The sequence below is a fragment of the Enterococcus sp. DIV1083b genome, assembly GCF_051713705.1.
Classification (GTDB): Bacteria; Bacillota; Bacilli; order Lactobacillales; family Enterococcaceae; genus Enterococcus_D; species Enterococcus_D casseliflavus.
In genome coordinates this window covers 3,502,501-3,526,733 of sequence record NZ_JBIOQJ010000001.1, presented here as the reverse complement: position 1 = coordinate 3,526,733, position 24,233 = coordinate 3,502,501, and the positions used below count along the sequence as shown (strand labels likewise).

At 43.6% G+C, this 24,233-nt stretch carries 22 protein-coding genes, 1 rRNA gene and 1 other annotated feature (1 of these 24 running past the window's edge); of the genes, 13 read left to right on the top strand and 10 right to left on the bottom strand.

Annotated elements, in window-relative coordinates:
• Positions 1 to 4 precede the first annotated feature (4 nt).
• The 3 genes from IGI69_RS16660 to IGI69_RS16650 all read right to left on the bottom strand — a co-directional run bounded on the left by IGI69_RS16660 (position 5) and on the right by IGI69_RS16650 (position 1,810).
• The gene (locus IGI69_RS16660) at positions 5 to 523 is read right to left on the bottom strand and encodes a helix-turn-helix domain-containing protein (protein WP_005232932.1); all 519 of its coding nucleotides are present in this window, start codon (positions 521 to 523) and stop codon (positions 5 to 7) included.
• 16 nt (positions 524 to 539) lie between these two features.
• Positions 540 to 1,007, bottom strand: coding sequence for a DUF5626 family protein (locus IGI69_RS16655; RefSeq protein WP_005232933.1), 468 nt, complete (start codon positions 1,005 to 1,007; stop codon positions 540 to 542).
• A gap of 350 nt (positions 1,008 to 1,357) precedes the next feature.
• Complete coding sequence (locus IGI69_RS16650) at positions 1,358 to 1,810, bottom strand: DUF2188 domain-containing protein (protein WP_413127497.1); 453 nt, start codon at positions 1,808 to 1,810, stop codon at positions 1,358 to 1,360.
• A gap of 256 nt (positions 1,811 to 2,066) precedes the next feature.
• Between IGI69_RS16650 and IGI69_RS16645 the strand changes: the two genes are divergently transcribed.
• The 4 genes from IGI69_RS16645 to IGI69_RS16630 are packed head-to-tail and all read left to right on the top strand — an operon-like array spanning position 2,067 to position 4,562.
• Positions 2,067 to 2,960 carry an SDR family oxidoreductase gene (locus IGI69_RS16645; protein ID WP_201690800.1) on the top strand — a complete coding sequence of 298 codons (894 nt, stop codon included), beginning with the start codon at positions 2,067 to 2,069 and terminating at the stop codon, positions 2,958 to 2,960.
• 37 nt (positions 2,961 to 2,997) lie between these two features.
• The gene (gene amaP, locus IGI69_RS16640; protein ID WP_201690798.1) at positions 2,998 to 3,567 is read left to right on the top strand and encodes an alkaline shock response membrane anchor protein AmaP; all 570 of its coding nucleotides are present in this window, start codon (positions 2,998 to 3,000) and stop codon (positions 3,565 to 3,567) included.
• A gap of 7 nt (positions 3,568 to 3,574) precedes the next feature.
• Positions 3,575 to 3,766 carry a DUF2273 domain-containing protein gene (locus tag IGI69_RS16635; protein ID WP_005226258.1) on the top strand — a complete coding sequence of 64 codons (192 nt, stop codon included), beginning with the start codon at positions 3,575 to 3,577 and terminating at the stop codon, positions 3,764 to 3,766.
• Between the two features lie 25 nt (positions 3,767 to 3,791).
• Positions 3,792 to 4,562, top strand: coding sequence for an Asp23/Gls24 family envelope stress response protein (locus tag IGI69_RS16630; RefSeq protein WP_010748461.1), 771 nt, complete (start codon positions 3,792 to 3,794; stop codon positions 4,560 to 4,562).
• A gap of 83 nt (positions 4,563 to 4,645) precedes the next feature.
• Here the strand turns inward: IGI69_RS16630 and IGI69_RS16625 are convergent, their stop codons facing one another.
• Positions 4,646 to 5,947: an ISL3 family transposase gene (locus IGI69_RS16625; RefSeq protein WP_438740869.1), complete on the bottom strand. Its 1,302-nt coding sequence runs from the start codon at positions 5,945 to 5,947 to the stop codon at positions 4,646 to 4,648.
• Between the two features lie 424 nt (positions 5,948 to 6,371).
• Between IGI69_RS16625 and rsmG the strand changes: the two genes are divergently transcribed.
• The 7 genes from rsmG (at position 6,372) to guaB (ending at position 12,503) form a co-directional block, all read left to right on the top strand.
• The gene (gene rsmG, locus IGI69_RS16620; protein ID WP_005226256.1) at positions 6,372 to 7,088 is read left to right on the top strand and encodes a 16S rRNA (guanine(527)-N(7))-methyltransferase RsmG; all 717 of its coding nucleotides are present in this window, start codon (positions 6,372 to 6,374) and stop codon (positions 7,086 to 7,088) included.
• A gap of 11 nt (positions 7,089 to 7,099) precedes the next feature.
• Entirely contained in the window at positions 7,100 to 7,864 is a 765-nt protein-coding gene (locus tag IGI69_RS16615; protein ID WP_005226255.1) for a ParA family protein, read from the top strand.
• Positions 7,854 to 8,744 carry a ParB/RepB/Spo0J family partition protein gene (locus tag IGI69_RS16610; protein ID WP_005226254.1) on the top strand — a complete coding sequence of 297 codons (891 nt, stop codon included), beginning with the start codon at positions 7,854 to 7,856 and terminating at the stop codon, positions 8,742 to 8,744. Before IGI69_RS16615 ends, IGI69_RS16610 begins: the two co-directional genes overlap by 11 nt.
• A gap of 10 nt (positions 8,745 to 8,754) precedes the next feature.
• Positions 8,755 to 8,943, top strand: coding sequence for a DUF951 domain-containing protein (locus tag IGI69_RS16605; RefSeq protein ID WP_005226253.1), 189 nt, complete (start codon positions 8,755 to 8,757; stop codon positions 8,941 to 8,943).
• An 8-nt stretch (positions 8,944 to 8,951) separates the two neighbouring features.
• On the top strand, positions 8,952 to 10,052 hold the full coding sequence (ychF, locus tag IGI69_RS16600) for a redox-regulated ATPase YchF (protein ID WP_005226252.1): 1,101 nt from the start codon (positions 8,952 to 8,954) through the stop codon (positions 10,050 to 10,052).
• Between the two features lie 71 nt (positions 10,053 to 10,123).
• Positions 10,124 to 10,816 (top strand): DUF1129 domain-containing protein, encoded by a 693-nt coding sequence (locus IGI69_RS16595; protein ID WP_151196091.1) that lies wholly within the window; start codon positions 10,124 to 10,126, stop codon positions 10,814 to 10,816.
• A gap of 202 nt (positions 10,817 to 11,018) precedes the next feature.
• Complete coding sequence (gene guaB, locus IGI69_RS16590; protein WP_005226250.1) at positions 11,019 to 12,503, top strand: IMP dehydrogenase; 1,485 nt, start codon at positions 11,019 to 11,021, stop codon at positions 12,501 to 12,503.
• A gap of 158 nt (positions 12,504 to 12,661) precedes the next feature.
• Here the strand turns inward: guaB and IGI69_RS16585 are convergent, their stop codons facing one another.
• Both IGI69_RS16585 and IGI69_RS16580 read right to left on the bottom strand, forming a co-directional pair.
• Positions 12,662 to 15,367, bottom strand: a complete 2,706-nt coding sequence (locus IGI69_RS16585; protein WP_438741473.1) for an FtsX-like permease family protein — start codon at positions 15,365 to 15,367, stop codon at positions 12,662 to 12,664.
• 9 nt (positions 15,368 to 15,376) lie between these two features.
• Entirely contained in the window at positions 15,377 to 16,078 is a 702-nt protein-coding gene (locus tag IGI69_RS16580) for an ABC transporter ATP-binding protein (RefSeq protein WP_010748457.1), read from the bottom strand.
• An 85-nt stretch (positions 16,079 to 16,163) separates the two neighbouring features.
• Here IGI69_RS16580 and IGI69_RS16575 point away from each other — a divergent pair, with 85 nt between their 5' ends.
• Positions 16,164 to 16,790, top strand: a complete 627-nt coding sequence (locus IGI69_RS16575; RefSeq protein ID WP_005226247.1) for a TetR/AcrR family transcriptional regulator — start codon at positions 16,164 to 16,166, stop codon at positions 16,788 to 16,790.
• Between the two features lie 71 nt (positions 16,791 to 16,861).
• Here the strand turns inward: IGI69_RS16575 and IGI69_RS16570 are convergent, their stop codons facing one another.
• From IGI69_RS16570 to IGI69_RS16555, 4 genes are all read right to left on the bottom strand, one after another.
• Positions 16,862 to 18,382 (bottom strand): polysaccharide deacetylase family protein, encoded by a 1,521-nt coding sequence (locus tag IGI69_RS16570; RefSeq protein ID WP_413127499.1) that lies wholly within the window; start codon positions 18,380 to 18,382, stop codon positions 16,862 to 16,864.
• Between the two features lie 290 nt (positions 18,383 to 18,672).
• Positions 18,673 to 19,950 (bottom strand): serine--tRNA ligase, encoded by a 1,278-nt coding sequence (serS, locus tag IGI69_RS16565; protein ID WP_413127500.1) that lies wholly within the window; start codon positions 19,948 to 19,950, stop codon positions 18,673 to 18,675.
• A 57-nt stretch (positions 19,951 to 20,007) separates the two neighbouring features.
• Positions 20,008 to 20,206 (bottom strand) — a binding site (T-box leader).
• A 35-nt stretch (positions 20,207 to 20,241) separates the two neighbouring features.
• Complete coding sequence (locus tag IGI69_RS16560; RefSeq protein ID WP_005226244.1) at positions 20,242 to 21,450, bottom strand: sensor histidine kinase; 1,209 nt, start codon at positions 21,448 to 21,450, stop codon at positions 20,242 to 20,244.
• A complete protein-coding gene (locus IGI69_RS16555) occupies positions 21,440 to 22,129 on the bottom strand; it encodes a response regulator transcription factor (protein WP_008376963.1) in 690 nt (229 codons plus the stop codon). The genes IGI69_RS16560 and IGI69_RS16555 overlap by 11 nt, the downstream gene beginning before the upstream one ends.
• Before the next feature lie 713 nt (positions 22,130 to 22,842).
• On the opposite strand from IGI69_RS16555, the gene IGI69_RS16550 reads away from it, so the two are divergent.
• Positions 22,843 to 24,233 (top strand): 16S ribosomal RNA (locus IGI69_RS16550); it runs 168 nt beyond the window's last position.

Below are 24,233 nucleotides of genomic sequence, written 5' to 3'. Positions count from 1 at the left end.
TGAATTATTCAACTTTTTCAATCGTAGTGGTTCCCCAGTTCATGATGTTGCTGAGATGGACATAGCCATCGTACAAATTCAAGAAAATCGAGAAGGCACAGACGATATAGATCAATACATAAAAATTATTGGCCTTTTTGTTACGCCATAAGACAAAGCCATCTAAAATCAAACCTAATGGAAAGAGAAATGAGCCGATTCCAGCTAACAGTAGCAAGAGCAGACTTTCATCTTTTTCCGTTGCCATCGTTCTTTGGAGTAACGACAATTTTTCTTTTTTGTCGTTGATCTCTTGATTATTGGTTTCGATCCGCTCTTTTAACGCTTCGTTTTCCCGCAAGAGCTCATCAATCGAGACTTGATAGAGATCGCTCAACAAAATCAAATTCTCAATATCTGGATAGCCGCGCCCGTTTTCCCATTTTGAAATCGACTGGCGTGAAATCTGTAATTTTTCTGCGACTGCTGTTTGCGACAATCCGGAAGACTCGCGACAGCTTTTTAATTGTTCTGCTAAAGCCAATGTATGCTCCTATCTGCTATTTAACAACTAGCTTCCCATTTGAGATCGTGGTTACGACACTCCCATTGGTAGTGATTATACCTGCTTTTTGCTTAAACGTACAGGTGGCTTTAGTGGACGTGTGAGTTAATGAACTAGAAGTGATACTTCCTCTGTGAGCAACTAAACTTAAATTCGAAGTGCCTGTAAATTGATTGCGGCTATTGACCGTGACATTGTAACTAGCGGTCCAATTACCGGTGGATGTTTTTGACACGCGATACGTTCCTGCTGCCAGATTTGCCCGGAATGACGGCAATTTTTCAATGGTCAAAATCAACTCGTTGCCTTCTTCATCTACGGTGATCAGCTGCTCATAGGGACTATCTGATGCTAAGTCGTAAACGAGTTCAGGTTCTTCCACTGTTTGGGCGGCAGCTGGGAGAGCAAAGAAGAAACAAATAAAAATAAACGGCACAAAAAATAATTTTTTCACAAATACCACTCCTTGTACTTTTGATAGTTTAAGTATACAAGGTTTGGCTAGTTAAAGAAAGCACAAGCTAATTTGCAACGGCAACGGATGGTTTACAGTTGTTGCTAGAGCAGCATTTCATAGGCTTATTTTTTAGGATATCGAGAAATTTTAAACGTAATGGTTCATTCAAAAGGTCTTCGTTTTTTAGGTTTCTGACAATGAAACGTTGCTTTTTAAAAGAAACGTTAAAGAAGCGGTTGCTTTAGTTTTAACCAAACCTAGCTGTAAAAGGAAACAAAAAAGCGAAAGAGAAGGTAACGTTTCGCGCCGTTAAAACGACAAACGTAAGACCTCCTTCCGCTTTTTTGCGGCCATTTTTATTCTCCTAAATCAATATCCTTTTGATGGTCGCCATCTTTTTTATAAACGTTCACCACGGATTCTTTGTTTTCGGCAATTTCTTTGGCACGGGCGATGGCCTCTGCTTTCTTGTCGAAATGATCACTGGCACGTTTTGCTCCTTTGGAACGGACTTGCCATTGGTCCTCTTCATACACAACTTCAACATCCGCATCCATTAATTTTTTCGCATTTTTATTGGTTTGATGGGCATCATCTTTTTGCGGATTTCTCTCTTTCTGAAAAGCTTTCTTCTCCTCTTCATCTGCATTGTCATACCATTTTTCTGCTTGACTCGTGGCGATCGGGATCGCCCGATCGTCGGAATAGCCATCGGCTAGCAGGGCATTGGCGATATCGATCGCTTTTTTACGAACTAAGGGGTCTAGATTCTTCATTGACGCAGGATAATCACGGACATTCCAAGGCATTGTTTGGTTCCTCCTTTTTCTTGATCCAAAGTCATTTTCCTAGGGGTTCCTTTTTACAGGCACCACCAGATATTACTTATTAGTTTACCCCCTTCTATAAAAAAGTGAAATCATTTGCTTTCTGGTCAAAAATGGGGGCACTTTCTTTTTTCATTTTCTAATAAACGATGATTTATTTTTGTTAACAAAGCGTTATATTTCCCAAAAAAAAATGAATGGTTTAGAATTTTATTATAGAGAAAAGGAGGACGTAAGAATGAGTGAACCTATTTTGACTGATCCACGGGAACTTTATCACACGGGTAAATACAGCAAACAGGAACAAGATACGCCTGCTTTACAAGAAGAAATGCGACCAAAACCTGATTGTGGTGAAGAATCTTATGAGGGAAGTCAGCAGTTAGAAAACCGGCGTGTACTGATCACCGGTGGGGATTCTGGGATCGGACGAGCAGCAGCGATTGCCTTCGCCCGTGAAGGAGCAGACATTGCCCTACACTTTTTCCCAGGAGAAGAAGAAGATGCCGAAGAAGTTGCAGGGTACATCAAAGAAGCTGGGCGCAAAGTGATCTTGCTACCCTATGACCTGCGAGACGAAGCGGCACCACAAGAGATCGTTGACAAAGCGGTGGCAGCATTAGGTGGGTTAGATACATTAGTATTGAACGCAGCACAGCAAATCACGCGGCCATCGATTGCAGAATTACCGATTGAACAAGTGAAAGATACCTTTATGGTAAACATTATCTCCATGTTTGCATTAGTCAAAGCTGCTGAGCCGCACATACCGGCTGGGGGAGCGATCGTGACAACGACTTCTGTCCAAGCCTTTAGTCCAAGTGCCCATTTAATGGATTATGCGGCAACCAAATCGGCGATCGCCAGTTTTACAGTCAGCTTGGCGAAACAATTTGCTGAAAAAGGAATTCGGGTCAATGGGGTAGCCCCAGGACCAATCTGGACACCATTACAGTTAGATCATGGCCAACCGCAAGACCAGCTGCCTGAATTTGGTCAGCAAGCGTTACTTGAGCGGGCAGGACAACCAGCTGAGCTGGCACCTGTCTATGTCTTTTTAGCTTCGAATAAAGCTAGCTATGTGACAGCACAGATTTATGGTGTTACCGGCGGAGAAGCCATCAACTTGTAAGCTTATCAAAAATTGGAGAAAAAGGAGGAGGTGTCCTATGAGTAAAGGGTGGAAAATCGTATCAATCATCGTTTCGTTGATCTTTATCACTGTCTTATTACCAATCGTATTAATGAGTAATCCTTATATGCAGCTGCCATTTGGTTTGGACAGCAGAGGCAATATCGTCACGTATTTCTTTGACAACTTGTTTATGCGTCAATATATGTTTTGGGTAGCTGTTGTCTTGATCGCCTTATTCTTGATCGTGATCTTAGTCGTGCTTTTTTATCCAAAAACCAAAACGACCTTTGTTTTGAAAGAGGATAAGGGCGCATTGACGATCGATAAGAAAGCAATCGAAGGACTTGTACGTACGAAAGTAAATGAAAAAGAATTTGTTGAAGGACCAAAAGTTCATGTCAAGGCGACCAAAAATCGAATTTTGATTAAAATCAAAGGACGCTTGAAACGGACGTCTGCCTTAGTCGGCAAAACCGAAAACTTAATGGCGGAAATCCAACAAGATGTCCAACGAGTGCTTGGTTCAAGTGAGAAAGTCAAAGTCGAAGTCAACTACGCGAATTTTGAACAAAATGAGACTCCGGAAAACCCGCGAGTAGAATAGGAGGGCTATGATGAACGAACTACAACAATACAAAATCCCATTGATTTTTGGAGCAATCGGCCTTGTTCTGGCTGTGTTGTTTGTAACGATCGGTTTTTTCAAAACATTGCTGATTCTACTCCTAACAGGTTTGGGTTTTGCGTTAGGATTGTATCTCCAACGTACCGGTATCATCGACGAATTTTTTAACCAACAATAACGCATTTTAATAGGAGGAATTTTTAATGAATAACGATAAAAACGAATTAAACAATGATAAAAAAGTCAGCGCACATCCAGATCCAGTGGTTCCTAACACCAATCATCAAGCAAATGAAAATGCGATTCCGATGACTGAAGCACCAGATCCAGTGGTACCAAATGCTGAAAAAGCAGTAGCAGGACAACAAAACGGACCAAAACCAGGGGATCATCCAGCACCAGGAAATCCAAATCCAGCAGGACATCATCCAGCACCGCCAAAACCTGGTCACAACGATTTTGAAGGACCAACTGGCGACGCACCTGTTCATGGTTCATTGACCTATGATGACAAAGTGATCCAAAAAATCATCGGGATCGCATTAGAACACGTGGATGGTCTGTTGACGGTCGATGGTGGTTTCTTCTCTAACATTGCGGAAAAATTAGTCAATACAGACAATGTGACTGCGGGTATCAATACCGAAGTAGGGAAAAAACAAGTAGCCGTTGATTTAGATATCGTGGTTGAATACGACCGCAACATCCCAGAAATCGCTGACCAAGTCAAAGAAGTCATCCAAAAAGAAGTAACGACAATGACCCAATTAGAAGTTATCGAAGTCAACATCAATGTTGTAGATGTAAAAACGATCGCTGAATACGAAGAGGAACAAGAAACGGTTCAAGACAAAGTATCGTCAGCTGCATCTAAAACCGGCGACTTTGCTTCACGTCAAACCAACAAAGCCAAACATGCGGCTTCCCGCGCGTCTGATCGTATCGAAGAATACAACGAGCCCCGGGTGAAATAAAAAAGTTTCATATGAAACAAAAAGGCTCTTCGACATTTAGTGTTGGTAGAGAAAGATACAACTGAAAATTTAGTCATAACCAGTTAGGCAGAGTGCTTAACTGGTTTTTGTTTTACTTGGAAGATCAATCCTTGAATGAGATAAATTCTTGCTCGAAAGTTATGGAAATTTCGATAGCCGTAGGCTACTCGTTTTATCACTTTTATCTTGTTGTTTGTTCCTTCTAATGCACCATTACTATACCTGGTTTTTAAAGCATATTGAATCCCTAATTTGTATTTATTTAAAAACGTCAGCTTCTTACAAAACCATTGTGGGAGGCGTTGATCTAAGCTGTTGATCGTATCGAAAAAGCTTTGGCTGTCCTTGTGTTTAAGGTGATAGAGGAGGAGCTGACAGGTCTCGTAAGCCCTTGTTAATTGCTCGTCATAACTCAAAAGTTCATCGACGATCGCTTTTTGCGTCATTGGTCTACGAAAGGATCGATCATATTGATAATTGGAACTATCCAGATCATAGGCATGCTTAAGGAGTAATTTCCAGAATCGCTTCAATCGTCGATACTTTGTCGGTTCCGTTTTTTGAAAGCTATTCATTGTTTTAATTCGCAACTGATTTAACGCACGAGTGATTTGTTGGACAATGTGAAAGCGATCGGTCACGATTTTGGCGTTTGGGAAGACCGCCTTTACAAGTTCAAAATAAGGGGCATTCATATCCATCACGACGTATTTCACGTTCGCTCGTGCTTTTCGAGTGAATTTAAGGAAATATGGTTTTAAGAAAGCCAGGCGACGATTCTCCAATACACCGATTAATTGCTGGGTCTGCCCATTCATAAAGACAAAACTCATTTTTCCACTGCAGGACTTCATCGATTTGAACTCGTCAAAACAAAGGACCGAAGGTAATGTATCAAAACGAGGATGATACGTTTTTAAACAGGTGTGTAGGACACGCAGAACGGTTACGTCAGAGACAAAATAGCGATCGGCAATTTCTTTTCTTGTTGTATTCTTCGCCAGTTCCAAGGCAATTTGAACCTTTAATTCCTTTGAAAGATAGCAGTTTTCATCCACCAAATTGGTCTGAGCGTTGAATGTCGACTGACATTCTTTACAGTAAAAGCGCGTACGTACCAAGCGTAATTCTGTTTTGATGTCTCGATAAGGCAAAAGTTGGACTTTTGTTTTATGTGAGCCATTCTTGATGATTTGTCCTTCATTTTTGATACCACATTTACGGCAATGGCTTGGTATATAGCTAAGTTTGGCATGGATAAGATTGGTGCGAAACCCCTCTTCTTCTATAGTCTCTAACCATTCTTCTTCGAAGAATAAATTTTCATCTGTTAAACCTAACAAGTTTCTAGTACAATGATCCATGGAGATATCCTTTCTTGGTGTGGTTTTGTTTTAGTCGACTAAATTCTACCAGTTAGGCTATCTCTTTTTCTATCTTTTTTTACAAAAAAAGTGTCAGTAGAAAATCCGTAGATTTTCCACCAACACTAAATATTGTAGAACCAACAAAAACAAGCATTGATCCTGTGATCAATGCTTGTTTTTTTGAGAAAAAAGCTGACCAGGAGGGTTGGCAGCCTCGCTGGTCAAGGAAAAATGAAAAAAGTTTTTTGGATTGAAATGAGTATAATTCCTCTGCCTTAAACCAACCTTAAAGCCCCAGTTAAAAAATGGTAAATTCTCCTAGAAAGCAATGTCTGGCTATTGCATCACATTGCTTTTTGCGTTAAAGTAGGAACTAGTCTGTGAAACATTTTTCTGTTTCACAAAATAGAAAGGATTCGTTATGCTACCTGAAGAATTTCATGAAGAATTACGCAAAAACGGGATCGTTTTAACCGAAGAACAAATGGAAAAATTCGCTGTCTATTTCGAGCGTTTAGTCGAATGGAATCAGAAGATGAATCTAACCGCAATCACGGAAAAATCAGAAGTGTATTTGAAGCATTTCTACGATTCTGTTTCCTTAGCTTTTGAAACCGCCTTTGACCCGCAAAGTCATTTGTGTGATGTCGGTTCAGGTGCTGGCTTTCCAAGTATTCCACTAAAAATCGTGTTTCCTGAATTAGAAGTGACGATCGTCGACTCTTTAAATAAGCGCATCACCTTTTTACAAACCCTTGTGACGGATCTACAATTGGAAAATGTCCACTTGTACCATGACCGTGCAGAAACATTTGGTCAAAACCCGCAATTTCGTGGGCAATTCGATTATGTGACCGCTCGTGCGGTTGCCCGTTTAAATGTGTTAACGGAACTCTGTGTGCCATTGGTGAAAAAAGCAGGCTATTTTTATGCGCTCAAAGCTGCCAAAAGCGAGGAAGAACTGGTTGAAGCCAAACCAGCCATCTCACTCTTAGGCGGCAAATTTATTGAAGAAAAAAGCTTTACCTTACCGGTCAGCGGCGATGAACGCCATCTTTTGATCATTCAAAAGAAAAAAGAAACGCCAAAGAAATACCCCCGCAAACCGGGAATGCCAGCGAAACAACCAATCAAATAGGAGGAAAATCAATGGCCCGTATTATTTCTGTTGCAAACCAAAAAGGCGGCGTAGGCAAAACCACCACAACGGTGAACCTAGGTGCGTCCTTAGCATTTGTCGGCAAAAAAGTGTTACTCGTAGATATTGATGCCCAAGGCAACGCCACAAGCGGTGTCGGCATTCGCAAACCAGATGTGGAACAAGACATCTATGATGTATTAGTCAATGAAACACCGATCGTTGAAGCGATTTTACCTAGCAGTCGGGAAAACTTGGATATCGTTCCAGCGACGATCCAATTAGCTGGTGCGGAAATTGAATTGACCTCCATGATGGCGCGGGAATCTCGATTGAAATCGGCTTTGAATGAAATCAAAGAACAATACGATTATATCTTTATCGATTGCCCACCATCTTTAGGTCATTTGACGATCAATGCCTTTACCGCCAGTGATTCGATTTTGATCCCAGTCCAATGTGAGTACTATGCATTAGAAGGGCTGAGCCAACTATTGAATACCGTGCGTTTAGTACAAAAACATTTTAACCCTGAGTTAGAGATCGAAGGGGTCTTACTGACAATGTATGATGCCCGCACGAACTTAGGCGCGGAAGTCGTGGAAGAAGTCCGCCGCTATTTCCAAGAAAAAGTATATGAAACCATTATTCCGCGGAATATCCGGTTGTCTGAAGCACCTAGTCATGGATTGTCGATCATTGATTATGATCCACGCTCAAAAGGAGCCGAAGTCTATCAGACGTTAGCAAAGGAAGTGTTAGCCCGTGAAGAATAAAGGGAAAGGATTAGGGCGTGGGATCGATGCGTTGTTTCAAGACCTGCAAGGGTTAGAAGAAGTCGATATCAAGACAGAAAAAGTCGTTGAACTGCCTTTAAACGAATTAAGACCCAACCCTTATCAACCGCGAAAAACCTTTGATGAGCTTTCATTACAAGAACTAGCCAATTCGATCCAGCATTCGGGGGTCTTTCAACCGATCATCGTGCGGCAATCATCCGTCAAAGGCTATGAGATCATTGCTGGTGAACGCCGGTTTCGAGCGTCCAAACTAGCTGGCAAGGAAACGATCCCAGCCATCATCCGCAATTTTGATGAAGAAGCGATGATGCAAGTCGCCGTTTTAGAAAACTTGCAGCGGGAAGATTTGAATCCTTTAGAAGAAGCAGAAGCTTATGACATGCTGATGAAAAACTTGAAATTGACCCAAGCACAAGTCGCTGAACGTTTAGGGAAAAGCCGCCCGTATATCGCCAATTATTTGCGGTTGCTGTCCTTGCCGAAACTCGTCAAAGAAATGGTTCAAGATGACCGTTTGTCTATGGGGCAAGCCCGGACATTATTAGGCTTGAAAAACAAAGAACAGATCTTAAAATTAGCCAATCGTTGTGTCAAAGAAAATCTGACAGTCCGCCAATTAGAACAAATGGTCGCTGAGATGAACGACACGAAAAACGAAAAGAAAAAAGTTCCGCGTCTGATTCGGGAAAAACCGTACTATTTACGAGAAAGCGAAGAACGGTTGATGGATAAATTCGGCACGAATGTCGAGATCCGCGAAAAAGAAGGCAAAGGAAAAATCGAGATCGAATACCTGTCACAAAAAGATTTAACCCGTATTTTAGATTTATTGAACATTCAATTTGATGAAGCTTGAGGTGATAAAGATGTATGATCTTGGGGATATTGTCGAAATGAAAAAACCGCATGCCTGCAAAGCCAATCGTTGGGAAATCATCCGCATGGGGGCAGACATCAAAATAAAGTGTACGAATTGCGGCCACATCGTCATGATGACGCGCCGAGAATTTGATAAAAAGATGAAGAAAATCCTAGAAAAAAAAGAGAAAGAGTGAAGTGAAGCATGGCGTTAACTGCCGGAATCGTTGGATTGCCAAATGTGGGCAAATCTACTTTATTTAATGCAATAACCAAAGCAGGAGCAGAAGCCGCAAACTATCCGTTTGCGACGATCGATCCGAATGTAGGAATGGTGGAAGTGCCAGATTGGCGCTTACAGCGTTTAACAGAATTAGTCCGTCCGAAAAAGACAGTCCCAACCACCTTTGAATTTACGGATATTGCTGGAATCGTCCGCGGTGCCAGCAAAGGGGAAGGATTAGGGAACCAATTTTTGAGCCATATCCGCCAAGTGGATGCGATCTGTCATGTCGTTCGTTGTTTCGACGACGACAACATCACCCACGTGGAAGGCCGCGTGGACCCATTAGCTGATATCGACACCATCAACTTGGAGTTGGTTTTAGCGGATTTAGAATCCGTCAACAAGCGCTATACTCGGGTCGCAAAAATTGCCAAAACCAAAGACAAAGATGCGGTTGCGGAATTGGCCGTTCTTGATAAAATCAAACCGGTCCTAGAAGAAGGGATCTCTGCCCGTTCGATCGAATTTACAGATGAAGAACAGCGCATCGTCAAAAGTTTGTTTTTACTAACGACCAAACCAGTCTTATACGTTGCCAACGTAGCAGAAGAAGACGTGGCAGACTATGAAACCAATGACTATGTCAACAAAGTGAAGGAATTTGCAGCGAGCGAAAATGCGGAAGTGATCGTCATCAGTGCTCGTGCCGAAGAAGAGATCGCTGAGCTGGAAGAAGAAGACAAAGCAGAGTTTTTAGAAGCATTAGGAATTGAAGAATCAGGGTTGGATCAATTGATTCGTGCTGCCTATGATTTACTGGGTCTAGCAACGTACTTTACCGCTGGTGAACAAGAAGTGCGTGCGTGGACGTTCCGTAAAGGCATCAAAGCACCGCAAGCAGCGGGGATCATCCATACGGACTTTGAGCGCGGCTTTATTCGTGCGGAAACTGTTTCCTTTGAAGATCTGAACCAATACGGCACGATGCAAGCGGCCAAAGAAGCCGGTCGGGTACGTTTGGAAGGAAAAGATTATGTCGTGCAAGATGGCGACGTGATGTTGTTCCGTTTTAACGTATAAAGGGCTTTCTTCCCAGTGAATTTGTGGTAAAATGTCCATTGTGAAGAAAACGCAGAAGGGAGAATCAATTCATGGAACCAGAAACTCTGCGAAATTATGTTTCCGAAAATCGTGAATTAGAACAACAATTAACAAAACGAAACCAACAATATATATTTGATTTAAAAAAATCGCTAGAGGCAGCCAACCTTTCTGAAGAAGAAAAAACGATTGCCTTGCATGAGATGCTGCCTATCTTAGTCAAAGAACAAAAAGGCGGCAAAACGGCCCGTCAATTATTTGGTACAGTGTCTGAACGTACCGAAGCCATCATCAACAAACCCGTTGAGCAAAAAGAATCCGGACCATTCTTGATGTGGTTGGATAACACCTTGCTGATTTTAGGGATTTTTGGGTTGATGCTAGGGGTTATGGGAATCTTTACTAGAGGACAAGCACAACCTTATGGCTTATTGACCCTCTTCTTGATGGCGATGCTTGCTGGTTGGGTCTTCTACTTGATGTACAAATACATGTATCAATATGAACGCCCAGGTGCCGATAAGAGCAAACGGCCGAAGATGTGGAAGATCATTTTGATTTTAGTCGCAGCCTTCATGCTGTGGATCGTTGTGATCTCGCTTTCTGCGATGATCCAACCACCATTGAATCCACAAGTGGATCCTGTGATCGAAGCCTTGATCGGGGCAGTGGCATTAGCCGCGAAGTACTACTTGAAACGCAAATACAATATCATCAGCAGTCTGTCTGTTCCTAGAGGCTGATGACTACACGTTGATCGTGCGCCTTCTTTTGTTAAAAAAGACCGCACGATCAGCGTGTTTTTTTAGAAAAAATGGCGAATTATGAGATTTGACCAAAGGTTTGAAGAGGATTATTAAGAAAGCTTTCCGAATGGTTGACTTATGAAAAAATCTTTGCTATTTTTTTTAAAATACCTAAAAACTTTAAGGAGTGGTTACAAAAATGTCCAACTGGGAAACCAAATTTGTAAAAAAAGGGTTAACGTTTGATGATGTCTTATTGATTCCGGCAGAAAGTCACGTCTTACCAAATGACGTGGATATGAAAGTGCAGCTTGCCCCGAATATTACACTAAATATTCCAATCATAAGTGCCAGTATGGATACCGTAACTGATAGTAAAATGGCGATCTCAATGGCGCGTCAAGGCGGACTTGGCGTGATTCACAAAAACATGAGTATCGCCGCGCAAGCAGATGAAGTGCGCAAAGTAAAGCGTTCTGAAAGCGGCGTGATCATCGATCCGTTTTTCTTAACACCAAGCCACTTAGTTGCTGATGCAGAACATTTGATGAGCAAGTACCGCATCAGCGGGGTACCGATCGTAGAAACAATGGAAAACCGCAAATTAGTCGGTATCATCACGAACCGCGACATGCGTTTTGTCACGGATTATACGATGCCGATCAATGATGTGATGACCAAAGACCAATTGATCACAGCACCTGTCGGTACGTCGTTGAAAGACGCTGAAAAGATCTTACAACAACACAAGATCGAAAAATTACCGATCGTTGATGAAGCAGGGATCTTAAGCGGTTTGATCACTATCAAAGATATTGAAAAAGTGATCGAATTCCCGAATGCAGCCAAAGACACGCATGGACGTCTATTAGTGGCAGCGGCAGTCGGCGTTACCAGCGATACCTTTGAACGAGCACAAGCATTATTGGATGCAGGCGTGGACGCGATCGTCATTGATACTGCCCACGGACACAGTGCGGGTGTTTTACGCAAAATCTCTGAAATTCGTGCCCATTTCCCAGAAGCAACATTGATTGCGGGAAATGTTGCCACTGCAGAAGGCACGAAAGCATTGTATGATGCTGGTGTCGATGTCGTAAAAGTCGGGATCGGTCCAGGTTCGATCTGTACTACTCGGGTGGTAGCTGGTGTCGGAGTTCCTCAATTGACCGCGATCTATGATGCAGCCTCTGTGGCACGTCAATACGGCAAAGCAATCATTGCCGATGGTGGGATCAAGTACTCTGGGGATATCGTCAAAGCTTTAGCAGCTGGCGGTCATGCCGTAATGCTAGGCAGCATGTTGGCAGGTACCGATGAATCACCAGGTGAATTTGAAATCTATCAAGGCCGTCGCTTCAAAACCTACCGCGGAATGGGTTCATTGGGGGCAATGGAAAAAGGCTCCAGCGACCGTTACTTCCAAGGGGGCGTAAACGAAGCCAACAAATTGGTTCCAGAAGGCATTGAAGGACGTGTCGCTTATAAAGGCAGCGTTTCTGATATCATCTTCCAAATGATCGGCGGGTTGAAATCAGGGATGGGTTATGTCGGTGCTGGCAATCTGCAGCAATTACGTGATGAAGCACAATTCATCCAAATGAGCGGCAACGGACTAAAAGAATCACATCCCCACGATGTTCAAATCACGAAAGAAGCACCAAACTACTCCGTAAAATCATAAAATGTTTCACGTGAAAACAAACGATCCCCTCTGTTCAAAAGCGGACAGAGGGGATTATTTGTTCAAAAAAGGACGTCACTCTCAGCTATCTAGGCAAGAGTGGCGTCCTTTTCTTTAAAATCACTGCTGGATGATCAGCAAATCGCTTTAGCAGCAGCTTATTCGTTTGATTTCAACGCATCGATCATGTTGACATGAGTCAGTTTCACATGGGTGACGTACATTACGATGATCGTAAAGAGAATCGTCATGCCGCCAGCTAAAGCATAGGCCGGCCAATTGATCACTAATGGAAAGACCATGTTTTCCATCGAAGCTTGGATCAAAATAAAGTCAGTCAAGAAGTAACCTACCACGTAGCCAGCGAGAATCCCAAATAACGTAAAGACGATATTTTCCCGTACGATGTACATGGTGACTTCTTTATTGTAAAACCCTAATACTTTAATAGTAGAAAGCTCGCGAATCCGCTCGGAAACATTGATGTTGGTCAAGTTATACAAGACGACAAAGGCTAATGCCCCTGATAGTACAACTAAGATCAAGACAATGGAGTTCAAGTTGCCCATCGAATCATCCTGCATTTTGATCTGAGTGGAAAGGAACGTCGTGTTTTTGACTTTGTCGGTATCTAACAAGGCTGTTGATAAAGCTTCCTCTTGTTTTTTCGTCATCGTCTTGCTTTTGACTAAGAACGCATTCGGTTCAAAGGCACTGTCGGTGATTTCTTCGTAAAGAGTCGGTGACAGATACAGGGAATTGCCTAAATAGTTTTCTGCGATGCCGCTGATAGGTACTTCAAAAGCTTCTTGATCGCTAGTATAGAAGGTCAATGTATCCCCAACCTGCAGATCATACAATTCTGCGTATTTCATAGTCAGTACGGCGCCTTCTGTTAATGGCAGCTTCTGCCCTTCCGTCGTTTTCAAATGGACATAGTCGGTAAAAGCTTCTTGATCTGCCGGAACCATCAAGGTCAAACTTTGTTTTCCTTGGTTAGCTGGTCGAATCTCGATCGTTTCATTGTAGACTAGCATCGAATGGGTCACAAGAGGATCGTCTGTTAAAACCGTTTCAGCGGCAGCAACGGTTTCTTCCTTCGCATCATTTAAGGTCACGACGGCTTGATAATCCGTAATGGGCCCAAATTGTTTCGCAGTCACAGCACTTAAGGAATCTTTCAACCCAACGCCTGCCACCATCAGTCCCGTACAGCCGGCGATGCCAATGATTGCCATGATCATTCGCGATTTGTAGCGGAAGATGTTACGGAAGCTGACTTTTTGATTGAAGCTTAAACGTGACCATAAGGGTGTAATGGCCTCTAATAAAATCCGTTTCCCAGGTTTTGGCGCCCGAACTTGCAGTAGCTGGGCAGGTTTTTCCCGCAATTCTTTGATCAAAACAAAGAGGCAAGCACCGAGCGTCGCCAGTAAAAAGGCGATCGCGGCCAAAATAATTGGCGACCAGACATAATAGACGCGAATCCCGTCTAAAAGATACCGTTCGCTGGATAGAAAATAAATCAAACGCGGCAACAGTTCCGTCCCTAATACGGCACCACTGATAATGCCAATGGCCGAAGACAGGAGGGCATAAATCAAATATTTAAGGGAGATCTCGACTTTGCCATAGCCCATCGCTTTTAAGGTACCGATCTCTTTGCGGTTTTCTTCTACCATCCGCGTCAGTGTCGTAAAGGTGATCAACGCAGCGATAAAGAAGAAGAAGACAGGAAACACATTGGCGATCGCTGCGATGCGATCAGACAGCCCGCCATACTCTTGGAAACCGGGGTTGTCTTTGCGTTGGTTGTAAAGATACGTAGGTTCTGCCAAGTCTTCGATCTCTGTACGTTTTTCTGCCAGTGTTTGTTGGGCATCGGTTAGTTCTTGTTGCTGTTCATCTAATTGGGTTTGCTGCCGAGTCAACTCTTCTTCCCCAGTGGTCAATTGGCCTTCGAGGGCTGTTTGTTGTACGGGCGGCAGCTGCGCAAGAGCCGCTTGCTGTTGTTCTAGTTCCGCTTTGGCCTGATCCAGTTGGGCTTGTCCATCAGCTAACTGTTTTTGTCCATCACGGACTTCTTTTTCTGCAGGCGCTAATTCATCAAAAGCATCTTGCTGAATTTCTGCTAAGCGTTCTTTAGGGCGATCCGCAAACAGTTCCTCAATCGTTTCTTGATGGGCTGCCATCTTGTCGGTGTACGTATCGGAGTATGTTTCAAGCCCGGCGACATCATCAAAGGCGAGATAGAGGATCGATTTGACCTCCATCTTGAACTGTTCTTCCGGTACATAAGCAAAATACGTTACGACACCGCTGCCGACATTCGCATAGCCACGTTCGGCAGCACTGATATAAATGGGAGAGGTGGCGAACCCAACGATCGTATAGTCTTTGTCCGACAGATTATCGGCATCATCGATCGTAAAAGTATCCCCTATTTGCCAGCCATAATTTTTTGCTTCGGTGTCCAGCACGATTTCATCGGCTTTTTCTGGCAGTCGGCCGTCCTTCACCAGTAGCTGGTTGAGTTCCTGTGAGGGATCACAAGAGGTCACTTGCACGACTTCATCTGAATTGGCAGCGTAATAAAATTGATAGGCGGCTTCTGTGTGCGCACCGCTTTTTTCCGCCGCATCAATGTCGTCCTCCGTCAATCCCAGCGTGGAAGTGACTTGCAGATCTGCTAAATGCTGACCGTTGACATATTCACTCGCGGAATGGTTCAGGATCGGTCCCGTCGCTTTGACACCGACAAAGAGAAACGTTCCTAAAAAAATGATCAAGGTGATTGCGATAAAGCGGCCTTTTGATTGGCGAATCTCCCGCAAACTTGCTTTAAGATAGGTTTTATTTTTCATCAGATCCTCCTACCAAACGATTTCATCGATCGAGATTGGATGAGGATTCTCTTCAATGGAACGGACAGTGGCATCGTTGATATGGATCACCCGATCGGCGATCGGGGCAATGGCGCTGTTATGGGTAATGATCAACACCGTATTGCCGTTTTTCCGACTGGCGTTTTGCAAAAGCTTCAACACTTGTTTGCCTGTTTCAAAATCCAGCGCACCGGTTGGTTCATCGCATAATAGCAATTTCGGGTTTTTGGCTAACGCCCGAGCGATCGATACCCGCTGCTGTTCCCCACCAGAGAGCTGCGAAGGAAAGTTGTTTTTACGGTTTTCTAACCCGACTTGTGCTAAGACTTCATCAGGATCGAGTGCATTCGGTGAGACTTCTGTTGCCAATTCAATGTTTTCTTTCGCTGTCAGGTTCGGCACCAAATTATAAAACTGGAAGACGAACCCGACGTCTTTGCGGCGGTATTCCGTCAGCTGTTTGTCGTTAAACTTCGCGATATCGACATTGTCGATAATGATTTGTCCTTCATCTGGCGAATCCATCCCACCTAAAATATTCAAAACGGTCGATTTTCCTGCACCACTGGGGCCAAGGATCACCACTAATTCGCCTTCTTCAATGGCAAAGGAAAGATCGTTGTTGGCAGTGATGGTGGTTTCGCCCATCTGATAGCGTTTATATTCATTCTTTACTTCAACATAACTCATTAATAAAGCCTCCATTTTTTAAACACGTGTTGATTTAATCACATGGTGTTAGTATACTAAGAAAGAAAAGTAAGAGCAATCCTCAATGCTTACGTATTTGTCATTAAATAGACAAATATTGATCAAATGTACAGAGAAAAGGGGAAACGATATGGTGGGGACTGTGGGGAATCGTCGAACGATCTACTCGAAAAAAGTGATCCGACGCGCCTTTCAGGAGTTATTGTTGGAAAAAGAGTACCGCAAAATCACGATCAAAGAGATTGCGGAACGAGCCGATATCAACCGAGGAACATTTTATAAATATTATAAGGATACGGCCGCGTTGTTGGAGGAGATCGAAGGGGAGCTTGTTGAGCAGATCGCATCGAACTTGCAGCAGGAAAATTTGTCATTGGATCTTTGGTTGGAAAAGCTGTTGACGATTTTGTATGAGAATCCTAGTACGACCCATTTGATTTTGTTAAACAACAGCCATTTGCTGAATCTTTTGTTGTCAGAGATCAAACCGGAGACCTTGAAACGGTTTGCCCAATACTTTCAAGATGCTTCCGAGGAAGAATTGGAACTGTGTCTTAGCTTTTTTGTCTGCGGGTCTATCGGGTTGATCGAACGCTGGCTCAAAGATTTCTCAACGATGCCGCCAAAAGCTGTCGCTGAACTGTTGATCCAAATTTTTGTGACCAATGTGTATGAGGAAAAGAAGGGCTAAAAAAAGAGGGAACGATCCGATAACCAAAAAGGAACGCAGCAAGAGACAATTTGCTGCGTTCCTTTTTTTATTTAGTCAACGAGGCGCTCGTCGTTCATCCCAAAGTATTGATGCAATGGTTTTTGCCGTGCTTCTAATAATTGATCGACAGTCACGAATTCGTAGCCTTCGTTTTTGAGCATTTTAATGACTCCCGGTACGGCTTTCACAGATTTCGGGTGAATATCATGGATCAAGATCATGGCACCATTAAAGACATTTTGTTGCACCAAGGCATTGATCTTCTTCGGATCCTTCAATTTCCAGTCTTGAGAATCGATGTCCCATTGAATGATCGGCATGCCAATGGTTTCTGCGCTTTGTTTGTCGATAGCGCCATAAGGGGGCCGTAAATTTCTAGGTAGTAAACCCGTCGCATTATAAATGGCTTTGTTGGTTTTTGTAACTTCTGCCTGCAAATCTTCCGCTGAAAGAGTATTCAGCTGCGGATGAGAGTAAGAATGACTGGCGATCTCGTGTCCAGCTTCTTGGACTTTTTTAGCAGCTTGCGGATATTGCTCTACCATTTGTCCCAGCATAAAGAAGGTCGCTTTAACGTCATTTTCTTGTAAGATGTTCAACAGATCCATGGTGGAGGTACTGTTGGGTCCATCATCAAAGGTCAATGCCACGTATTTTTTATTGGGGTCTAAACTTGGCAAGGCATTGTTGAGTTGGTCAGCAGCCACGAGATCAGGATCAATGAATGGGGCGATCTCGCTATAAGGCAGGGTGATTTCCGTCGCTCCCGTCTGATTTTTTGGCAATTCGATGGTCAGCTTCTCTGGATCGTAAGTAAATTTCGAATCGAAGGTGATCCGCTCCATGGCCAAGACGGCGTCGATGATTTTGGCGGGTTCTTTGGCTTGATCCAGCAGTTTCTGCTGAATGACTTGTTGAATACCTAATAAGCTGCCTTCATCAGGAACCAGTTCTTTCAAAGACAATTGGGTTTGCGTCTTCTCTGATACGAAGATCGGTGCATCCGTTAGACTGTCCGCATCTTCAAAACGTCCGGTTTCTCGATTCCACACATAGCTGTCGGCTTTCAATGAATAAGTAGACACCTTTGACGCCGCTGCTTGTGCTTGGATGCGGGCAACGGTGACGACTTCTTTTTTCGTTTGTTTTTTACGCAAGTTATCAGCGGCTTGTGTCAACCGTTCTTTGATATCTTTGATGGGAAACGTATCAAGGTCTTGCGGGCGGTAGATCAATTCTTTGGTTGCGCCTTTGGAGAGCACTTCAGGCGTTGTTTTTAACCCATTTTGACTTTGTTCTGCTTGGATTGATGCCAGTAATTTCTCCGCAGCCGCCTCATATTTTTCTTGGGCTGCGACTTCTTGCTGGTGTAACGTGTAAAGGACTGAGCCAGCCGTCGCGATCAAAACGATCAATAATAAGGCGAATAAGGAAAAAATTGCTTTTCGATACGGCTTCTTTCTCGAGGGTGGTCCTTTCGGTCTTTCTTCAGCTGACGCTGTTCGTTTTTGATTATTGTTTGGTTTCTTGTGCAAGTCACTCCGACGGGCATAGGTCTTTCGTTCGGGCATTGGTGAAGCTCCCTTCATTCCATCCTAAATTATGCCCACGTTACCATAAGTCACAGGTACTTTCAACGATCATGCCCGGTTTCTGATAGAGACTTAAAAAGATGAAGGGATTTTTCTAATTATTCATTTAAAAATTACAGCCTTGTTGCGTTGTTTCTCTTGCAAGAAATGATCAAGGGCGTTAGGGGGTCTTTTGCAACCACTATCTATTAGGTGAACTAGAAAACCCCTTCGTAACAGATCACGTGGAGTGACTGTTACGAAGGGGGTGCAATTAAGGGTGCTAAGGCTTAGGCTTTTTCGATTTTTGTCAGTCCGCCCATGTAAGGAACCAGAACTTCTGGTACCGTTACACTGCCGTCTTCGTTTTGATAATTTTCAAGCACTGCGGCTACCGTCCGACCGACAGCCAGACCAGAACCATTTAGTGTATGCATGTAGTGAATCTTGCCCTCTTGATCGCGGTAACGGATCATGGCACGGCGTGCTTGGAAATCTTCACAGTTTGAGCAAGAGCTGATCTCACGATACATTTCCTGAGCAGGGATCCATACCTCTAAATCATAGGTCTTCGCCGCAGAAAAGCCCATATCTCCTGTACACAAGCTAAGCACTCGGTAAGGTAAGTTGAGTTTTTGCAAAATATCTTCGGCATTAGCCGTCATCTTTTCTAATTCTTCATAAGAATGTTCAGCATCACTGAATTTCACCATTTCGACTTTATTGAATTGATGCAGACGAATCAAGCCGCGGGTATCACGACCAGCGCTGCCAGCTTCTGAACGAAATGATGGGCTCAAGGCAGTGAAGTAGGCAGGGAGCTGTTCTTGTTCTAAGATCTCCCCTTGATAGTAATTGGTCAAAGGTACTTCAGCAGTTGGAATCAAAGTCAAATCCGTGTCTGCCAATTGGAAAACATCTTCTTTGAACTTTGGAAATTGCCCCGTGCCAAACATTGCTTGGCTATTGACGATATAAGGGGTGATCATCTCGGTATAGCCATGCTCATAGACATGCTGATCCAGCATGAAGTTGTATAAGGCACGTTCCAAACGAGCACCTAAGCCTTTGTAGTAAACAAAGCGGCTGCCAGAAACTTTGGCGCCACGCTCAAAGTCGAGGATCCCCAACTCTTCAGCGATCTCCCAATGCGGTTTTGGTTCAAAGGCAAAGGCTTTTGGTTCTGCCCAGCGGCGGATTTCTACATTGTCGTCTTCATCCTTGCCCACTGGAACAGAATCATTTGGCAAATTCGGCAATGTCGTGGCGATCTCTTTGATGTCTTCATCAATTTGAGCGATCTCTTCATCCAATTGCTTGATTTGGCTGCCGACTTCTTTCATTTGGGCAATTTTATCAGCCGCGTCTTCTTTTGCCCGTTTCAAGGCAGCGATCTCACCAGAAACATCGTTGCGCAATTTCTTGCGTTCTTCCGTTTGGACTAAGAGTTCTCTGCGACGTTCGTCAAGCGTTAAAAAGCGGTCCAATACTTCTTTTTGCACGCCTCGTGTTGCGAGTTTGCTTTGTACTTCAGCAAAATTTTGGCGAATCATTTTTACATCTAACATAGTGATACATCCTCCTTTGATTTTTCCATAGAAAAAAGGCCATTCCGATCCCGTGTTGCTTGGGACGAAATGACCATTCGCGGTGCCACCCAAGTTCAGCTTGCGCTGCCCTTGCTGCTCGTATCGTGAGCCAACGATTTTTCTTTCGAAAAATACACGTTAAAGAACTGGATTCTATTTTTTCCAACACTGATTTTCACCAACCATCAGCTCTCTTTACTAGATGAAAAAAATATACTAGGTTCTGTGCCTTGATTATTTTCTTTAGCATACCCAAAAAATGTTGGGGCGTCAACCATAGGTTTGTGTGTTGGACAAATTGTTGCGCTTCAACGGGAGATGAATAATAAAGGACGTCCATTCTGGCGTTGATTTGGCATAGATATAGCCGCCATGTAAGGCGACGATGCTTTGAGCGATCGCTAGACCTAAGCCAGTTCCTCCTGTTTCTTGAGAGCGGGATTCTTCCACTCGATAGAAACGGTCGAATAGAGAATCAAGGGCTTGCTTAGGAATCATTTGCCCATTGTTTTTGACGGTTAAGATCGCTTCGGTTCCGACTTTCTCGACCTCCATGCGGATCTTATCGGCGCCTTTGCCGTATTTCAAGGCATTTGACAGCAGGTTGTTGAAAACTCGCACCAGTTTTTCGGTATCGCCATCCATTTCGATATGCTCTGGACGGGTGTAGGTTTCGATCTTGATGCCTTTTCGGCTAGCTTCTAATTCAAAGTCTGCCGCCAATTGTTCCACTAGCTGGGCCATATCAAATTCCATCACATTAATGGGCACGCTAGGCTGACGCACTTTCGTGTATTCAAACAAATCATCGACGAGGGATTTCATTTGTTTGGCTTTGACATACGCCGTATGAGTATATTTCAGCAATTCTTCTTCCGAATGGTATTGTCGATCTTCGATTAGACCTAAGTAGCCGATGATCGAAGTCAATGGTGTCCGAATGTCATGACTGACATTGGTGATCAGCTCATCTTTGGATTGCTCGATCCGCCGTTCATCTTCGATCGCCGCCACCGTACTGTCGACTAAGCCATTAATATTAGAAACGATCCGACTTAAATCGCCCCGTAACTCGAAGGGAATGCGATGATCGTAGTTGCCTTCTGCGATAAAGTGCAGCTCGCTGATAATGTGACGTAGCTGCATTTGATGGTAACGACGAATCAAACGCCAATATAAGACGATCACATCTAATAGGAAGAACATCGGTAGAATGAAGTTGCGACCACTGCGGAAGATATCTGTGTTGAAGGCAGCCGTGAACGCATTCTTCGATTCATAGATCGCTTCGACTAAAACCGGTGAGTTTTCTCGTATTGAGGTCAAGATGACCAAAATAGCGACATTTAATAGAAGTAAAAGAACAATCGTTACAATTCCTTCCGCAAATAACTCACTGATTTCCTTTGAGGTCAACGTGATCCGTTTCTTTTTTTCGATTGGTGTGTTGCGCTTTTTTTCAGTTGGTTTACTTCGCATCTATTTTGTAGCCGACCCCCCATACTGTTTGGATGACTTTTTCACCATCCGTGGCTTCTTCGATCTTATCTCGTAAGTGACTGACATGGACCATCACTGTTTTGGCAGAAACGACACTTTCTTGTTTCCAAACTCGTTCAAAAATCTCATCGGCGCTAAAGACACGGTTGGGATGCGATGCCAATAAGTAGAGGATGCCAAATTCTAATGCGGTCAATTGGATCTCATTGCCATCCACCGTTTTTACTTCATGGGAATCGCGGTTGATGATAAGGGAGCTTACTTCCAGAATCTCTGGTTGATTTGAAGCAGCCTGCATCTTGGTTCTTCTCAATAACGATTTTACCCGTGCCATGACTTCTAATGGATTGAAAGGTTTGGTGACATAATCATCAGCACCGGCGACCAATCCACGAATCTTATCCATATCGGTTGTTTTAGCGGTCAACATAATAATGGGGATTTGGGATTCTTTTCTCAATTCTTTGACGACTTGCATGCCGTCCATTTCAGGCATCATGATATCTAAGATCAATAGCTCGATATCAGAAGTGGTGCGAATCTTGGTCAGTGCTTCTTTTCCATCGTATGCTTTGACCGATTCATAGCCTTCATTGTGTAAGTAAATGCTTAATAGTTCTACGATCTCTTTGTCATCATCTGCTACAAGTATTTTCATACTGGGTCCTCCTAGGAACAATATTCTTTTCTCCATTTTAGCAAATAATCCACAAAATAGATAAAATCATACTTAAATTTATAAGAATGATAGGAATTAAGAAAACACAAAAAGGAAAAAGACGAACGATAGGCTAATAATAACGGAAAAAGTCCTTAAAAAAGGCGGAAATCACGGACTAAAAATCACGAATGATCTTTGGAAACGGAGTAACTAGAAACGTTGGTCTATCAATCATTTTATGGTTGACGAATAGCACAAGTCTTGGTATATTATTACATGTGCCAAATGACTAAATGAATTCCTAAAAAGAATTGAAAAAAGTAGTTGACGCACAGCTCGACAGATGATATTATAACGAAGTCGCAATTTTAAAACAGTTAATTGATGTTGATACATCAACAAAATTAATTGAAAAAAGTTGTTGACAAATAACAAATCATTTGTTATTCTAATTAAGTCGCTGAGATAGCCGCTACGAAGTTGGAAAACAACGAGCAAAAAAACTTTTAAAAAAGAGTTGACAATTAAACGTCGCTCTGATATGATATAAAAGTTGCTAACACAGCACGGTAGACCTTTGAAAACTGAACAAAGCAAGCAAACGAACCAATGTGTAGGACGTTTCAATTTATTGAAACAAATACATGCAAGCAATAGCTAGCAAAGTTAATTTTTATGAGCTTAATGACCGTATGGTCATTCAAACAAATCATTATGAGAGTTTGATCCTGGCTCAGGACGAACGCTGGCGGCGTGCCTAATACATGCAAGTCGAACGCTTTTTCTTTCACCGGAGCTTGCTCCACCGAAAGAAAAAGAGTGGCGAACGGGTGAGTAACACGTGGGTAACCTGCCCATCAGAAGGGGATAACACTTGGAAACAGGTGCTAATACCGTATAACACTATTTTCCGCATGGAAGAAAGTTGAAAGGCGCTTTTGCGTCACTGATGGATGGACCCGCGGTGCATTAGCTAGTTGGTGAGGTAACGGCTCACCAAGGCAACGATGCATAGCCGACCTGAGAGGGTGATCGGCCACACTGGGACTGAGACACGGCCCAGACTCCTACGGGAGGCAGCAGTAGGGAATCTTCGGCAATGGACGAAAGTCTGACCGAGCAACGCCGCGTGAGTGAAGAAGGTTTTCGGATCGTAAAACTCTGTTGTTAGAGAAGAACAAGGATGAGAGTAAAATGTTCATCCCTTGACGGTATCTAACCAGAAAGCCACGGCTAACTACGTGCCAGCAGCCGCGGTAATACGTAGGTGGCAAGCGTTGTCCGGATTTATTGGGCGTAAAGCGAGCGCAGGCGGTTTCTTAAGTCTGATGTGAAAGCCCCCGGCTCAACCGGGGAGGGTCATTGGAAACTGGGAGACTTGAGTGCAGAAGAGGAGAGTGGAATTCCATGTGTAGCGGTGAAATGCGTAGATATATGGAGGAACACCAGTGGCGAAGGCGGCTCTCTGGTCTGTAACTGACGCTGAGGCTCGAAAGCGTGGGGAGCGAACAGGATTAGATACCCTGGTAGTCCACGCCGTAAACGATGAGTGCTAAGTGTTGGAGGGTTTCCGCCCTTCAGTGCTGCAGCAAACGCATTAAGCACTCCGCCTGGGGAGTACGACCGCAAGGTTGAAACTCAAAGGAATTGACGGGGGCCCGCACAAGCGGTGGAGCATGTGGTTTAATTCGAAGCAACGCGAAGAACCTTACCAGGTCTTGACATCCTTTGACCACTCTAGAGATAGAGCTTCCCCTTCGGGGGCAAAGTGACAGGTGGTGCATGGTTGTCGTCAGCTCGTGTCGTGAGATGTTGGGTTAAGTCCCGCAACGAGCGCAACCCTTATTGTTAGTTGCCATCATTTAGTTGGGCACTCTAGCGAGACTGCCGGTGACAAACCGGAGGAAGGTGGGGATGACGTCAAATCATCATGCCCCTTATGACCTGGGCTACACACGTGCTACAATGGGAAGTACAACGAGTTGCGAAGTCGCGAGGCTAAGCTAATCTCTTAAAGCTTCTCTCAGTTCGGATTGTAGGCTGCAACTCGCCTACATGAAGCCGGAATCGCTAGTAATCGCGGATCAGCACGCCGCGGTGA

Excerpts from the sequence above, each read along its gene's own strand:
- IGI69_RS16650 (WP_413127497.1), bottom strand. The coding sequence starts at position 1,810 with ATGCCTTGGAATGTCCGTGATTATCCTGCGTCAATGAAGAATCTAGAC.
- IGI69_RS16645 (WP_201690800.1), top strand. The coding sequence starts at position 2,067 with ATGAGTGAACCTATTTTGACTGATCCACGGGAACTTTATCACACGGGT.
- amaP (WP_201690798.1), top strand. The coding sequence starts at position 2,998 with ATGAGTAAAGGGTGGAAAATCGTATCAATCATCGTTTCGTTGATCTTT.
- IGI69_RS16635 (WP_005226258.1), top strand. The coding sequence starts at position 3,575 with ATGATGAACGAACTACAACAATACAAAATCCCATTGATTTTTGGAGCA.
- IGI69_RS16630 (WP_010748461.1), top strand. The coding sequence starts at position 3,792 with ATGAATAACGATAAAAACGAATTAAACAATGATAAAAAAGTCAGCGCA.
- IGI69_RS16625 (WP_438740869.1), bottom strand. The coding sequence starts at position 5,947 with ATGGATCATTGTACTAGAAACTTGTTAGGTTTAACAGATGAAAATTTA.
- rsmG (WP_005226256.1), top strand. The coding sequence starts at position 6,372 with ATGCTACCTGAAGAATTTCATGAAGAATTACGCAAAAACGGGATCGTT.
- IGI69_RS16615 (WP_005226255.1), top strand. The coding sequence starts at position 7,100 with ATGGCCCGTATTATTTCTGTTGCAAACCAAAAAGGCGGCGTAGGCAAA.
- IGI69_RS16605 (WP_005226253.1), top strand. The coding sequence starts at position 8,755 with ATGTATGATCTTGGGGATATTGTCGAAATGAAAAAACCGCATGCCTGC.
- ychF (WP_005226252.1), top strand. The coding sequence starts at position 8,952 with ATGGCGTTAACTGCCGGAATCGTTGGATTGCCAAATGTGGGCAAATCT.
- IGI69_RS16595 (WP_151196091.1), top strand. The coding sequence starts at position 10,124 with ATGGAACCAGAAACTCTGCGAAATTATGTTTCCGAAAATCGTGAATTA.
- guaB (WP_005226250.1), top strand. The coding sequence starts at position 11,019 with ATGTCCAACTGGGAAACCAAATTTGTAAAAAAAGGGTTAACGTTTGAT.
- IGI69_RS16585 (WP_438741473.1), bottom strand. The coding sequence starts at position 15,367 with ATGAAAAATAAAACCTATCTTAAAGCAAGTTTGCGGGAGATTCGCCAA.
- IGI69_RS16580 (WP_010748457.1), bottom strand. The coding sequence starts at position 16,078 with ATGAGTTATGTTGAAGTAAAGAATGAATATAAACGCTATCAGATGGGC.
- IGI69_RS16575 (WP_005226247.1), top strand. The coding sequence starts at position 16,164 with ATGCTTACGTATTTGTCATTAAATAGACAAATATTGATCAAATGTACA.
- IGI69_RS16570 (WP_413127499.1), bottom strand. The coding sequence starts at position 18,382 with ATGCCCGAACGAAAGACCTATGCCCGTCGGAGTGACTTGCACAAGAAA.
- serS (WP_413127500.1), bottom strand. The coding sequence starts at position 19,950 with ATGTTAGATGTAAAAATGATTCGCCAAAATTTTGCTGAAGTACAAAGC.
- IGI69_RS16560 (WP_005226244.1), bottom strand. The coding sequence starts at position 21,450 with ATGCGAAGTAAACCAACTGAAAAAAAGCGCAACACACCAATCGAAAAA.
- IGI69_RS16555 (WP_008376963.1), bottom strand. The coding sequence starts at position 22,129 with ATGAAAATACTTGTAGCAGATGATGACAAAGAGATCGTAGAACTATTA.